Source organism: Pseudomonas sp. P8_229 (genome assembly GCF_034008635.1).
GTDB lineage: Bacteria > Pseudomonadota > Gammaproteobacteria > Pseudomonadales > Pseudomonadaceae > Aquipseudomonas.
Window position 1 is genome coordinate 3,589,470 of the sequence record NZ_CP125378.1, and the last position, 13,383, is coordinate 3,602,852.

The 13,383-nt window shown below is 60.0% G+C and carries 11 protein-coding genes and 2 tRNA genes; 8 read left to right on the plus strand and 5 right to left on the minus strand.

The genetic code is table 11. From position 1 onward, the window contains the following. Positions 1-20: 20 nt before the first annotated feature. From QMK55_RS16210 to QMK55_RS16230, 5 genes are all read right to left on the minus strand, one after another. Entirely contained in the window at positions 21-1,586 is a 1,566-nt protein-coding gene (locus tag QMK55_RS16210; protein ID WP_320329551.1) for an iron ABC transporter permease, read from the minus strand. After that, the gene (locus QMK55_RS16215) at positions 1,586-2,596 is read right to left on the minus strand and encodes an extracellular solute-binding protein (protein WP_320329552.1); all 1,011 of its coding nucleotides are present in this window, start codon (positions 2,594-2,596) and stop codon (positions 1,586-1,588) included. The genes QMK55_RS16210 and QMK55_RS16215 overlap by 1 nt, the downstream gene beginning before the upstream one ends. A 12-nt stretch (positions 2,597-2,608) precedes the next feature. Continuing rightward, a complete protein-coding gene (locus QMK55_RS16220) occupies positions 2,609-2,818 on the minus strand; it encodes a hypothetical protein (RefSeq protein ID WP_146011311.1) in 210 nt (69 codons plus the stop codon). Continuing rightward, positions 2,789-2,875: transfer RNA gene (locus QMK55_RS16225), tRNA-Leu, on the minus strand. Before QMK55_RS16225 ends, QMK55_RS16220 begins: the two co-directional genes overlap by 30 nt. Before the next feature lie 181 nt (positions 2,876-3,056). Continuing rightward, positions 3,057-3,143: transfer RNA gene (locus QMK55_RS16230), tRNA-Leu, on the minus strand. Between the two features lie 225 nt (positions 3,144-3,368). Between QMK55_RS16230 and rnr the strand changes: the two genes are divergently transcribed. From rnr to QMK55_RS16270, 8 genes are all read left to right on the plus strand, one after another. After that, complete coding sequence (gene rnr / locus QMK55_RS16235; RefSeq protein WP_320329553.1) at positions 3,369-5,999, plus strand: ribonuclease R; 2,631 nt, start codon at positions 3,369-3,371, stop codon at positions 5,997-5,999. Next, on the plus strand, positions 5,996-6,763 hold the full coding sequence (rlmB, locus tag QMK55_RS16240) for a 23S rRNA (guanosine(2251)-2'-O)-methyltransferase RlmB (protein WP_320329554.1): 768 nt from the start codon (positions 5,996-5,998) through the stop codon (positions 6,761-6,763). Before rnr ends, rlmB begins: the two co-directional genes overlap by 4 nt. 308 nt (positions 6,764-7,071) lie before the next feature. Then, on the plus strand, positions 7,072-7,494 hold the full coding sequence (gene rpsF / locus QMK55_RS16245) for a 30S ribosomal protein S6 (protein WP_025111846.1): 423 nt from the start codon (positions 7,072-7,074) through the stop codon (positions 7,492-7,494). Positions 7,495-7,522: 28 nt separating this feature from the next. After that, positions 7,523-7,753 (plus strand): 30S ribosomal protein S18, encoded by a 231-nt coding sequence (rpsR, locus tag QMK55_RS16250; RefSeq protein ID WP_002551829.1) that lies wholly within the window; start codon positions 7,523-7,525, stop codon positions 7,751-7,753. 36 nt (positions 7,754-7,789) lie between these two features. Beyond that, the gene (locus QMK55_RS16255) at positions 7,790-8,683 is read left to right on the plus strand and encodes a hypothetical protein (protein ID WP_016983782.1); all 894 of its coding nucleotides are present in this window, start codon (positions 7,790-7,792) and stop codon (positions 8,681-8,683) included. A 19-nt stretch (positions 8,684-8,702) separates the two neighbouring features. Then, complete coding sequence (gene rplI, locus QMK55_RS16260; RefSeq protein ID WP_003221136.1) at positions 8,703-9,149, plus strand: 50S ribosomal protein L9; 447 nt, start codon at positions 8,703-8,705, stop codon at positions 9,147-9,149. A gap of 120 nt (positions 9,150-9,269) precedes the next feature. Next, a complete protein-coding gene (dnaB, locus tag QMK55_RS16265; RefSeq protein ID WP_102354318.1) occupies positions 9,270-10,667 on the plus strand; it encodes a replicative DNA helicase in 1,398 nt (465 codons plus the stop codon). A gap of 190 nt (positions 10,668-10,857) precedes the next feature. Next, positions 10,858-13,170 (plus strand): YgiQ family radical SAM protein, encoded by a 2,313-nt coding sequence (locus tag QMK55_RS16270; protein ID WP_102354319.1) that lies wholly within the window; start codon positions 10,858-10,860, stop codon positions 13,168-13,170. The last annotated feature ends 213 nt before the right edge of the window (positions 13,171-13,383 follow it).

Below are 13,383 nucleotides of genomic sequence, written 5' to 3' on the forward strand. Positions count from 1 at the left end.
GCCTGCTCGCGAAGGCGATTTCAGCGACTCAGATACATCCGCGTTGTGAGCAGATAAACCGGCAACCCCGACACCACAATCAACAACGCCGCATAAGGCGCCGCCGCCGCAAACTCGACATTCGCGGTATGCGCCCAGACCTCGGTCGCCAGTGTGTTGAGCCCGGTCGGGCTCAGCAGCAGCGTCGCCGTCAGTTCCTTCATCGCATCCAGAAACACCAGCGCAAACGCCGCGCCCAATGCCGGGAAGATGATCGGCAGGGTTACCCGGCAAAAGGCCGTGAACGACGAAGCGCCCAACGTACGCGCGGCCTCTTCCAGCTGTGGCACCGCCTTGTTCAGTGCCGTGCGAATCGGCGCCTGCGCCAGTGGCAAAAACAGCAGCGCATAGGCAATCAACAGCAGCGCCGAAGTCTGGTACAGCGCCGGCACGTAATGCAGGGCGAAATACACCAGTGTCAGCGCAATCACCAGACCCGGCAGCGCATGCAGAAGATACGGCAAGCGCTCGGCCCAGATCGCCAGCTGGCCCTTATAGCGAACCACCAGCAGCCCGACCGGCACCGCCAGCAGCAAGCACAACGCCGCGCCACCCAGCGACAGGGCCAGCGACGACAGCAGGGCTTCAGTGATCGCGGCGACCGGGAACGCTGCTGACGAACCGACCGCCAGCCAATACGCGAGCATGCCCAGCGGAATCCCGCTGCCGACAATCGCCAGTAGCAGGCAATACAGCTGACCGATTGCGGTCCAAGGTCCGAGACGTACTTGTTCAGCCTGGCGCGCTGCGCCCTGGCCTGTGCGCACATGGCGGCCCTTGCCGCGTACGCGCAATTCCAGCCACAGCAGCATCAGGCACAGCGCGAGCAATACCGCCGAGAGCATCGCCGCGTTGGCGTTGCTGAACTCCAGTTCGAATTGCTGATAGATCGCTGTGGTGAAGGTTTGCAGGCCGATGATCGACAGCGCGCCGAATTCCACCAGCATGTGCAGGGCAATCAGCAGTGAACCCGCCAGCAGTGACGGCCAAAGCAAGGGCAGGGTGACGCGGAAAAACACGCCCCAGCGATTCTGCCCCAGGGTACGGGCGGACTCTTCAAGGGAGGGATCGAGGTTGCGCAGGGTCGCCGCGACTGGCAGAAAGATCAGCGGGTACTTCGACAGGCTCATCACCAGGATCGCCCCGCCGAGGCCTTCGAACTGCGCGCTCAACGAGACCCAGGTGAAGCTGCTGACGAACGCCGGCACGGCGAACGGCAGACACAGAATCACGCCCCACAGGCGCCGCCCCGGCAGATTGCTGCGCTCCAGCAGCCAGGCCAGCGACAGGCCGATCACGCCGCAGGTGAGCGTCACCCCCACCATCAGTGCCAAGGTGTTGCGCAGCAGGCCGAACACGTAAGGGCGCCACAGCAAGTGCAGCGCCTCGGCCCAGCCGGCCTGCCAGGCTTTCAGACCGACGTAGGCCAGCGGCAACAGGCTTAGCACCACCAGCAGCAATACCGGCAGCACCAGCCAGATCGACGGCCGCTTGCGCCGTGGCGCGTAACCCCCGCGCGGGGCGGGGGCGGATAACGATGCGGCCATCAGTTCAGGCCAACTTCGCGTTCCAGTTCCAGGGCTTCTTCGGCGTTGCCGAGGTCGGCCGGGGTGACATTCGGCGCTTGCAGTTCACTGAATGGCTTGAGCCCGCGATCCGAATCCATGCCTTTGTGCAGCGGGTATTCGGCGGTGGTCTGGGTGATCACGCGCTGACCTTCTTCGCTGGCCATGTAGGCAAGCAGTTGCTGGGCTTCTTTCGGGTGCTTGCTGGACTTCAGCACGGCAGCGCTGGACACAGTAATCAGCCCGCCGACGTCGCCGCCGGTGAAGTAATGCAGTTTCGAGTCGAGTTTGCCTTTTTCGCGCTGCAGGGCGAACCAGTAGTAGTTATTCACCAGTACCGTGGCGACTTCACCGTTTTCCACGGCTTTGAGTGCGACCATGTTGTTGCTGTAGGTCTTGCCGAAGGCGCGCAGCCCGGTCAACCATTCTTCGGCGGCGTCGCGACCGTGCACCTTGATGATTGCCACGGCCTGTTCCTGGAATGCGCCGCTGGTTGGCACGAAACCGACCTTGCCTTGCCATTTCGGATCGGAGAAACCGAGTACCGATTTCGGCAGATCCTTTTCATCGATCAGCTTCGGGTTGTAGGCGACCACGCGAACCCGCGCGGTGACGCCGATCCAGGTGCCGTTGCCGGCGACATACTCTTTCGGCAATACGGCCAGCGTGGCGTCATCGGTCTTGGCCAGCAAGCCTTGTTCGCCAAGGTTGTTCAGTGGCGGGGATTCTTCGGTGTAGATCACATCGGCGGGGGAGCGGTCGCCTTCTTCGATCACCTGGCTGGCGAGCTGATTGCTGCTGCCTTTGCGCACATTGACGTGAATACCGGTCTTGGCCTCGAAGGCTTTGGCGATCGCATCGCCGACTTCCTTGTGTTGACCGTTGTAGAGGGTCAGGGCAGTTGTGTCGGCTGCCTGGGTGAGGGGAGTGGCGAGTGCCAGGCCGAGCAGGGTGTAGGTCAAGCCTCGGCGCAGGGTATTTCGAAACGTCATTCGCAGGGTTCCTCACTGTCGCATTGCAAAAACTTGCAACAATGATAAACGATATTGTTTCTCAGATGCGCTTTGTGGGAAGGGCAGATGTTTGTCAGGACGGGTGCTATTGGTTTTTTCAAGCGCCAGAAACGCAAAAACCCGCTTTCGCGGGTTTTTGTGAAACTCAAGGTCGTAGCCTTGAGTTTGAATTGGTGCCCAGAAGAAGACTCGAACTTCCACGACCGTAAGGTCACCAGCACCTGAAGCTGGCGTGTCTACCAATTTCACCATCTGGGCATTCATCGCGAGCGTTGCCGCTGTTGATGTGGCGCACTATACGGAGCGCTTTTTGATCTGTAAACCCCTGATTTAATTTTAATTAATCGGTTTTAACAAATCCGTTCTCTGGAATGCAAAAAACCCGCTTTCGCGGGTTTTTGTGTGAGCCTTGAAACTGATCTAGTCTCAAACTCGAAATTGGTGCCCAGGAGAAGACTCGAACTTCCACGACCGTAAGGTCACCAGCACCTGAAGCTGGCGTGTCTACCAATTTCACCACCTGGGCATCTCGTCAACGTATGTACGTCGTCGATGGCGCGCACTATACGGAGCGTCTTTTTAACTGTAAACCCCTGTCAGCAAAAAAAATGATTTTTTTTACCGACGGTGTTCAAAAGGGCTTTCAGGCGTCGATACAAGGCTCTAGAAGAGCCTTATAGAGTGGGAAATTTCCCGTTTGATGGCGCCTATGCCAAACTAACCCGCATATAGACAAGGTGAAAACTCTCTAATGGCCGATTGGCAGTCCCTCGATCCCGAGGCCGCTCGTGAAGCGGAAAAATATGAAAACCCTATTCCTAGCCGCGAACTGATCCTGGCGCATCTCGCCGATCGGGGTTCGCCGGCTGCCCGCGAGCAACTGGTCGAAGAGTTTGGTCTGACCACAGAAGACCAGATCGAAGCCCTGCGCCGCCGCCTGCGCGCCATGGAGCGCGACGCTCAACTGATCTACACCCGCCGCGGCACTTACGCGCCGGTGGACAAGCTCGACCTGATCCTCGGCCGCATCAGCGGTCACCGTGATGGTTTTGGCTTCCTGGTGCCGGATGATGGCAGCGATGACCTGTTCATGAGCCCGGCGCAAATGCGTCTGGTGTTCGACGGTGACCGTGCCTTGGCCCGTGTTTCCGGTCTCGACCGTCGCGGCCGTCGTGAAGGCGTGATCGTCGAAGTGGTGACCCGTGCTCACGAGAGCATCGTCGGTCGTTACTTCGAAGAAGGCGGCATCGGTTTCGTCGTTGCCGATAATCCGAAGATCCAGCAGGAAGTGCTGGTCACCCCGGGTCGCAACGCCAACGCGCAGATCGGTCAGTTCGTCGAGGTGAAAATCACCCACTGGCCAACCCCGCGCTTCCAGCCGCAAGGCGACGTGGTCGAAGTCGTCGGTAACTACATGGCGCCGGGCATGGAAATCGATGTTGCCCTGCGCACCTACGACATTCCACACGTCTGGCCTGAAGCCGTTCTGAAAGAAGCGGCCAAGCTCAAGCCGGAAGTCGAAGAGAAAGACAAAGAGAAGCGCATTGACCTGCGCCATCTGCCGTTCGTGACCATCGACGGTGAAGACGCTCGCGACTTCGACGACGCGGTCTACTGCGAAGCCAAGCCGGGCAAGCTGCGCCTGTTCTCCGGTGGTTGGAAGCTGTACGTGGCCATCGCCGACGTTTCCAGCTACGTGAAGATCGGTTCTGCGCTGGACAACGAAGCCCAGGTGCGCGGCAACTCGGTGTACTTCCCTGAGCGCGTAGTGCCGATGCTGCCTGAGCAGCTGTCCAACGGGCTGTGCTCGCTGAACCCGCAAGTCGACCGTTTGGCCATGGTTTGCGAGATGACCATCTCCAAGTCCGGCGAAATGACCGACTACTGCTTCTATGAGGCGGTGATCCATTCCCACGCTCGTCTGACCTACAACAAGGTCAGCGCGATGCTGGAAACGCCTAAGGTCGCTGAAGCGCGCAAGCTGCGTGGCGAGTACACCGACGTCGTGCCGCACCTCAAACAGCTTTATGCGCTGTACAAAGTGTTGCTGGCCGCCCGTCATGTGCGTGGCGCGATCGACTTCGAAACGCAGGAAACCCGGATCATCTTCGGTTCCGAGCGCAAGATTGCCGAAATCCGTCCGACCACCCGCAACGATGCGCACAAGCTGATCGAGGAATGCATGCTGGCGGCCAACGTGGCCACCGCCGAGTTCCTCAAGAAGCATGAGATTCCAGCGCTGTATCGCGTCCACGACGGCCCGCCACCGGAGCGTCTGGAAAAACTGCGCGCCTTCCTCGGCGAGCTCGGCCTGTCCCTGCACAAAGGCAAGGATGGCCCGTCGCCGAAGGATTATCAGGCCCTGTTGGCGAGCATCAAGGACCGTCCGGATTTTCATCTGATCCAGACCGTGATGCTGCGTTCGCTGAGCCAGGCGGTCTACAGCGCTGATAATCAGGGCCACTTTGGCCTGAATTACGAAGCCTATACCCACTTCACTTCGCCGATCCGTCGTTATCCAGACCTGCTGACGCACCGCGCGATCCGCAGTGTGATCCATTCGAAACAGGACACCCCGCACGTTCGTCGTGCCGGTGCGATGACCATTCCGAAGGCGCGCATCTATCCGTACGACGAGGCGGCGCTGGAGCAACTCGGCGAACAATGCTCGATGAGCGAGCGCCGTGCCGACGAAGCGACCCGCGACGTCGTGAACTGGCTCAAGTGCGAGTTCATGAAGGATCGCGTGGGCGAGTCGTTCCCGGGTGTGATCACCGCCGTGACCGGTTTTGGCCTGTTTGTCGAGCTGACCGATATCTACGTCGAAGGCCTGGTGCATGTCACCGCGCTGCCGGGCGATTACTACCACTTCGATCCTGTGCATCACCGCCTGGCGGGCGAGCGTACCGGTCGCAGCTTCCGTCTTGGCGATACCGTTGAAGTGCGCGTCATGCGCGTTGACCTCGACGAGCGCAAGATCGACTTCGAGATGGCGGAAAAAACCATCAGCGCGCCGATTGGTCGCAAAAAGCGTGGTGCCGAAACTTCAGCGCCTGCCGCGAAAACCTCGGAAGAGAAGGCCCCGGCAAAAACCGCCAGCCGCCGTCCTGCCAAGGAAAAAGCCGCAGAAGCCTATCGCCCGAGTGACGCCGTAGCGAAAAACGCCGAGCTGCGCAAAAGCCGTGAAATGAAGAAGGCCTTGCTGGCCGATGCCAAAAGCGGTGGTAAAGCGGCGTCCGGGGGGAAGACCGGGCGGTCGGCGCCTGAAAAGGCCTCCGGCGGCAAGCCAGCGAAACCGAGCAAACATCGTAAGGGCCCGCCAAAAGCGGGTTCCGCTCCAGCCAAAAGTGGCGGGGCACGTAAACCGAAGGCGAAGTCATGAGTCAGTTGGAAAAAATCTACGGCGTTCACGCGGTAGAAGCGTTGTTGCGTCACCACCCGAAACGCGTCAAGCAGATCTGGTTGGCGGAAAGCCGCAACGATCCGCGCGTGCAGACTCTGGTAGAGCTGGCCAACGAAAATCGCGTTCAGGTCGGCCAGGCCGAGCGCCGCGAAATGGACGCCTGGGTTGAGGGCGTGCATCAGGGCGTGGTCGCGGATGTCAGTCCGAGCCAGGTCTGGGGCGAGGCGATGCTCGACGAGTTGCTCGACCGCACCGAAGGCGCGCCGCTGCTGCTGGTGCTTGACGGCGTGACCGATCCGCACAATCTCGGTGCCTGCCTGCGCTCGGCGGATGCGGCCGGTGCGCTGGCGGTGATCGTGCCGAAAGACAAGTCGGCAACCTTGACCCCGGTGGTGCGTAAGGTGGCTTGCGGCGCGGCGGAAGTGATTCCGCTGGTGGCAGTGACCAACCTCGCCCGCACGCTGGAAAAACTTCAGCAGCGCGGTCTGTGGGTGGTCGGCACGGCGGGTGAGGCCGAGGTCAGCATTTATGACCAGGACCTGACCGGCCCGACCATCCTGATCATGGGCGCCGAAGGCAAAGGCATGCGTCGCCTGACCCGCGAACACTGCGACTATCTGGTGAACCTGCCGATGGCCGGTAGCGTCAGCAGCCTGAACGTCTCGGTCGCTACTGGCGTGTGCCTGTTCGAAGCCCAGCGTCAGCGCGGCGCCAAAGCCAAGGCTGCCGCCAAGAAATCCTGAGTCGTACACGATTCAAATGCGGGGGCGAGCCTGCTCGCGAAAGGGGGAGTGTCAGTCGACGTAAATGTTGCCTGACAGACCGCATTCGCGAGCAGGCTCGCTCCCGCAGTGTTTTTTGGTGTGGCATGAATTGGTGGTTGTTCAAATAATCACCAATTGCCTTGCACCTCTTCTGTCCCTTCTCTACAATTGCGCCCCTTGCTGTGACGGCAGGCACGCATGTGCCCCGCGCCAGCAAGTCCATAAGTGTCATTCACTCCTTGTCTGACCGTTTTTGAGCGGCAGGCTACAACCCGTAAGGAGCATTCATGCGTCATTACGAAATCATCTTTCTGGTCCACCCGGATCAGAGCGAGCAAGTCGGCGGCATGGTTGAGCGTTACACCAAGCTGATCGAAGAAGACGGCGGCAAAATCCACCGTCTGGAAGATTGGGGCCGTCGTCAACTGGCCTACGCAATCAACAATGTTCACAAGGCTCACTACGTGATGCTGAACGTTGAGTGCACTGGCAAGGCCTTGGCCGAGCTGGAAGACAACTTCCGCTACAACGATGCAGTGATCCGTAACCTGGTCATCCGTCGCGACGAAGCCGTTACCGGCCAGTCCGAGATGCTCAAGGCTGAAGAAAACCGCAGTGAGCGCCGTGAGCGTCGCGACCGTCCTGAGCACGAAGGCGCTGATAGCGTTGATAGTGATGACAGCGACAACAGCGATAACGCTGACGAGTAATCCACGGACCTTTTAAGGAGCCTATCAAATGGCACGTTTCTTCCGTCGTCGTAAATTCTGCCGCTTCACCGCTGAAGACGTGAAAGAGATCGATTACAAAGATCTCAACACTCTGAAAGCCTACGTATCCGAGACCGGCAAAATCGTTCCAAGCCGCATCACCGGTACCAAAGCTCGTTATCAGCGTCAGCTGGCCACCGCTATCAAGCGCGCCCGCTTCCTGGCCCTGCTGGCCTACACCGACAGCCACGGCCGCTGAGACCGGGCAGTCGACAAGTAGCAAAGGATTGAATGCATGCGTGCCTTAGCTGAGTTCATCATGCGAGGCCGTATGCAGGCCACTCTCGTGGTGGCCGGATGTGCAACATTGCCGTTGTTGTATTGGTTGGGTGCTGCCGCGGGGAGCCTGGTGCTGCTGCGGCGCGGACTGACGGACGCCCTGGGTGTTCTGTCTCTGGGGCTGCTGCCGGCGTTGATCTGGTGGCTGTATGCCGATGACCCACGGGCACTTCTGGTGCTGCTGGGTTCTTCGGGGCTTGCGTTGGTTTTGCGCGCAAGCGAATCCTGGGTCCGCACGCTGCTGGTCAGCGTAGTGATTGGAGTGGTGTTTTCGGTGGTGCTCGGGGCAGCGTTTGCGGCCCAGATCGAGATGCTCGCGCAGGCCTTGATAAAGGTCATGCCGGCGCTTCTCGGTGAGACCTACAAGCAATTGTCGGTCGATGAGCAGGCGCGTTTCGCGTCCCTGATTGCACCGGTCCTGACCGGACTGATTGCGGCATTGTTGCAGATCGTCAGCGTGCTGAGCCTGATCGTCGGGCGGCATTGGCAGGCGTTGTTGTACAACCCGGGTGGTTTTGGTCGCGAGTTTCGCGCCATCCGGATCCCGCTGGGGCCGGCGATGTTACTGCTGGCGTTGATGCTTCTGGGCCCGAATCTCGGTGCACAGATGGCCATGTTGACGCCGTTGTGCAGTGTACCGCTGGTGTTCGCCGGACTCGCCCTGATTCACGGGCTGGTCGGGCAGAAGCGACTGGCCGGTTTCTGGCTGGTGGGGTTGTACGTCACGCTGCTGTTGTTCATGCAGCTGATCTATCCGTTGCTCGTGGTCCTGGCCATTGTCGACAGCCTGATTGATTTTCGCGGTCGTCACGTGTCGAAAGACACCGATAACGCGAACGGTGAAGGTTAAAAGTTAAGAGGATTTCCACATGCAACTGATCCTTCTGGAAAAAATCGCCAACCTGGGCAACCTGGGCGACAAAGTAAACGTTAAGGCCGGTTACGGCCGTAACTACCTGCTGCCTTTCGGCAAAGCTACCGCTGCGACCGCTGCCAACCTGGCTGCTTTCGAAGAGCGTCGTGCTGAGCTGGAAAAAGCTGCCGCAGACCGTAAAGCATCGGCTGAAAGCCGTGCTGCCCAACTGGCCGAGCTGGAAGTGACCATCACTGCCACCGCTGGCGACGAAGGCAAGCTGTTCGGTTCGATCGGTACTCACGACATCGCTGACGCACTGACCGCTTCCGGCGTTGAAGTGCAGAAGAGCGAAGTTCGTCTGCCGAACGGCACCATCCGCAACGTGGGTGAATTCGACGTGGCTGTGCACCTGCACGCCGAAGTTGAAGCCACCGTACGCGTTGTCGTGGTAGCAGCTTAAGCAACACTTGTCGGCTGGCACCCTCGGGTGCTTGCCGGTAACATCGGGCACGATCCTGTTTACAGGTCGTGCCCTTTGTCTTTCTGGTACTCCCGTTTTCAACCCTGACTCCAAGTGGCCATGAACGAAATCTCCGCTCCCGAGCAATACGATCTGCAAACCGCCGCGCTGAAAGTGCCGCCGCATTCCATCGAGGCTGAACAGGCTGTACTCGGTGGTCTGATGCTGGACAACAACGCCTGGGAACGCGTGCTCGATCAAGTCTCCGACGGCGATTTCTACCGGCATGACCACCGTTTGATCTTCCGTGCGATCGCCAAACTGGCCGATCAGAACTCCCCGATCGACGTCGTGACCCTTGCCGAGCAATTGGACAAGGAAGGTCAGACCTCGCAGGTCGGTGGCCTCGGTTATCTCGGCGAGCTGGCGAAAAACACGCCGTCTGTCGCCAACATCAAGGCCTACGCGCAGATCGTCCGCCAGCGCGCGACGTTGCGCCAGTTGATCGGCATCAGCACCGAAATCGCCGACGCCGCCTTCAATCCTGAGGGGCGTACCGCCGAAGAGATCCTCGACGAAGCCGAACGGCAGATCTTCGCGATTGCCGAGGCCCGGCCGAAAACCGGCGGTCCGGTGGGCGTCAACGAACTGCTGACCAAGGCCATCGATCGCATCGACACCCTGTTCAACACCGCCGACGCGATCACCGGCCTGTCCACCGGCTACACCGACCTCGACGAGAAGACCAGCGGCCTGCAGCCGTCCGACCTGATCATCGTCGCCGGCCGTCCGTCGATGGGTAAAACCACCTTCGCGATGAACCTGGTGGAAAACGCCGTACTGCGCAGCGAGAAGGCAGTGCTGGTGTACTCCCTCGAGATGCCAGGCGAATCGCTGATCATGCGTATGCTCTCGTCCCTGGGGCGTATCGATCAGACCAAGGTCCGTTCCGGCCAACTGGAAGACGACGACTGGCCACGCCTGACCTCGGCGGTCAACCTGCTCAACGACCGCAAGCTGTTCATCGATGATACTGCCGGTATCAGCCCGTCGGAAATGCGGGCGCGGACCCGGCGTCTGGTGCGCGAGCACGGCGATGTCGGCCTGATCATGATCGACTACCTGCAGCTGATGCAGATCCCTGGCTCCAGTGGTGACAACCGGACCAACGAAATTTCCGAGATCTCGCGATCCCTGAAAGCCCTGGCCAAGGAATTCAACTGCCCGGTGGTGGCGCTGTCGCAGCTCAACCGCTCCCTGGAACAACGTCCCAACAAGCGCCCGGTGAACTCCGACTTGCGGGAATCCGGAGCGATCGAGCAGGACGCCGACGTCATCATGTTCGTGTACCGGGACGAGGTCTATCACCCGGAAACCGAACACAAGGGCATCGCCGAAATCATCATCGGCAAGCAGCGGAACGGCCCGATCGGCTTTATCCGCCTGGCGTTTATCGGTAAGTACACCCGTTTCGAAAACCTTGCGCCGGGCAGCTATAACTTCGACGACGACGAGTAATCTTCGTCGCCTGATCTGGCCTCTTTGCGAGCAGGCTCGTTCCCACATTTGGAATGCGTTCAAATGTGGGAACGAGCCTGCTCGCGAATGGGCGTGGCGCAATTTCCGACCACAGCCGTCGGAATTGGTCAAAATTTGTGCTATATTCCGCGCCCGCGAAATTCAATGAAAGCCAACACCGGTTATCGACATGCAAGCAGCCAAGCCGTTATTTGACTATCCAAAGTACTGGGCCGAATGTTTCGGGCCAGCGCCGTTCCTGCCGATGAGCAGGGAGGAGATGGATCAGCTCGGCTGGGATTCCTGCGACATCATCATCGTCACCGGTGATGCCTACGTCGATCACCCCTCGTTCGGCATGGCGATCATCGGCCGGCTGCTGGAGTCCCAGGGCTTCCGCGTCGGGATCATTGCCCAGCCGAACTGGCAGTCCAAAGACGACTTCATGAAGCTCGGCGAGCCGAACCTGTTCTTCGGCGTCGCGGCCGGCAACATGGACTCGATGATCAACCGCTACACCGCGGACAAGAAAATCCGCTCCGACGACGCCTATACCCCGGGTGGCATGGCCGGCAAACGTCCGGATCGCGCGAGCCTGGTCTATAGCCAGCGTTGCAAGGAAGCGTACAAGCATGTGCCGATCGTACTCGGCGGCATCGAAGCTTCCCTGCGCCGCATCGCCCACTACGACTACTGGCAGGATCGCGTGCGCAATTCGATCCTGATCGACGCCAGCGCCGACATTCTGCTGTACGGCAACGCCGAGCGGGCGATTGTCGAAGTCGCGCAGCGTCTGTCCTACGGGCACAAGATCGAAGACATCACCGACGTGCGCGGCACCGCGTTCATTCGCCGTGACACGCCGCAAGGCTGGTACGAAGTCGATTCCACGCGTATCGACCGTCCGGGCAAGGTCGACAAGATCATCAACCCGTACGTGAACACCCAGGACACCCAGGCCTGCGCCATCGAGCAAGAGAAGGGCCCGGTGGATGATCCTGAGGAAGCCAAGGTCGTACAGATCCTGGCCAGCCCGAAGATGACCCGCGACAAGACCGTGATCCGCCTGCCGTCGATGGAAAAGGTGCGTAACGACCCGGTCCTGTACGCCCACGCCAACCGCGTGTTGCATCTGGAAACCAACCCGGGCAACGCCCGTGCGCTGGTGCAGAAGCATGGCGAGATCGACGTCTGGTTCAACCCGCCGCCGATTCCGATGACCACTGAAGAAATGGACTACGTGTTCGGCATGCCTTACGCACGGGTTCCGCACCCGGCGTACGGCAAGGAAAAGATCCCGGCCTACGACATGATCCGTTTCTCGGTGAACATCATGCGTGGCTGCTTCGGTGGCTGCACCTTCTGCTCGATCACTGAGCACGAAGGCCGGATCATCCAGAACCGTTCCGAAGAGTCGATCATTCGCGAAATCGAAGAGATCCGCGACAAGGTCCCGGGCTTCACCGGCGTCATTTCCGACCTCGGTGGCCCGACCGCGAACATGTACCGCATCGCCTGCAAGACACCGGAAATCGAATCCGCGTGCCGCAAGCCATCGTGCGTGTTCCCGGGTATCTGCCCGAACCTGAACACCGACCACTCGTCGCTGATTCAACTGTACCGCAGCGCCCGTGCCTTGCCGGGTGTGAAGAAGATCCTGATTGCCTCCGGCCTGCGTTACGACCTCGCGGTCGAGTCGCCGGAGTACGTCAAAGAGCTGGTGACCCACCACGTCGGCGGGTACCTGAAGATCGCCCCGGAACACACCGAGGAAGGTCCGCTCAACCAGATGATGAAACCGGGCATCGGCAGCTATGACAAGTTCAAGCGCATGTTCGAGAAGTACACCAAGGAAGCGGGCAAAGAGCAGTACCTGATTCCGTACTTCATCGCCGCCCACCCGGGTACTACCGACGAAGACATGATGAACCTGGCGCTCTGGCTCAAGGGCAACGGCTTCCGTGCCGACCAGGTGCAGGCGTTCTACCCGTCGCCAATGGCCACCGCCACCGCGATGTACCACTCGGGCAAGAACCCGCTGCGCAAGGTCACGTACAAGAGTGACGGCGTGACCATCGTCAAGAGCGAAGACCAGCGTCGTCTGCACAAGGCGTTCTTGCGTTATCACGATCCGAAGGGCTGGCCGATGCTGCGCGAAGCGCTGATTCGCATGGGCCGTGGTGATCTGATCGGGCCGGGCAAGGATCAACTGATTCCGGCCCATCAGCCAGCGACCGACAGCTACCAGAGCGCCCGTCGCAAGAACTCGACACCGGCCGGCAGCCACAAGGTCGCGAAAGAGGGCAAAGAGAAGACCACCAAGATTCTCACTCAGCACACCGGACTGCCGCCGCGTGCCAGTGACGGTGGCAATCCGTGGGACAAGCGTGAACAGGCCAAGGCGGCGGCATTCGCCCGCAACCAGCAGGCGGCCAAGGAGCGCAAGGACGCGGCCAAGGGCAAAGGGCCGAAACCGGCTCGCAAGCCAGTGGTACCGCGCTAAGTCGCTTTTTAGCTCAACAGAACGCCAACCTTCGGGTTGGCGTTTTGCATTTCAGGATTCAAACAGTGCGTTGAAACGACTGGCCCCTTCGCGAGCAAGCCCGCTCCCACATTTGGAATACGGTCTCCTGTGGGAGCGGGCTTGCTCGCGAAGGCGTCCTCTCAGGCGCCGCATAAACAAATGCCGCCACATTTAGGCGCAACTTCGCTAAAC

Coding starts and splice junctions, on each gene's coding strand:
- rlmB (WP_320329554.1), top strand. CDS start 5,996: ATGAGTCAGTTGGAAAAAATCTACGGCGTTCACGCGGTAGAAGCGTTG.
- rplI (WP_003221136.1), top strand. CDS start 8,703: ATGCAACTGATCCTTCTGGAAAAAATCGCCAACCTGGGCAACCTGGGC.
- rpsF (WP_025111846.1), top strand. CDS start 7,072: ATGCGTCATTACGAAATCATCTTTCTGGTCCACCCGGATCAGAGCGAG.
- QMK55_RS16215 (WP_320329552.1), bottom strand. CDS start 2,596: ATGACGTTTCGAAATACCCTGCGCCGAGGCTTGACCTACACCCTGCTC.
- dnaB (WP_102354318.1), top strand. CDS start 9,270: ATGAACGAAATCTCCGCTCCCGAGCAATACGATCTGCAAACCGCCGCG.
- rpsR (WP_002551829.1), top strand. CDS start 7,523: ATGGCACGTTTCTTCCGTCGTCGTAAATTCTGCCGCTTCACCGCTGAA.
- QMK55_RS16255 (WP_016983782.1), top strand. CDS start 7,790: ATGCGTGCCTTAGCTGAGTTCATCATGCGAGGCCGTATGCAGGCCACT.
- QMK55_RS16270 (WP_102354319.1), top strand. CDS start 10,858: ATGCAAGCAGCCAAGCCGTTATTTGACTATCCAAAGTACTGGGCCGAA.
- QMK55_RS16210 (WP_320329551.1), bottom strand. CDS start 1,586: ATGGCCGCATCGTTATCCGCCCCCGCCCCGCGCGGGGGTTACGCGCCA.
- rnr (WP_320329553.1), top strand. CDS start 3,369: ATGGCCGATTGGCAGTCCCTCGATCCCGAGGCCGCTCGTGAAGCGGAA.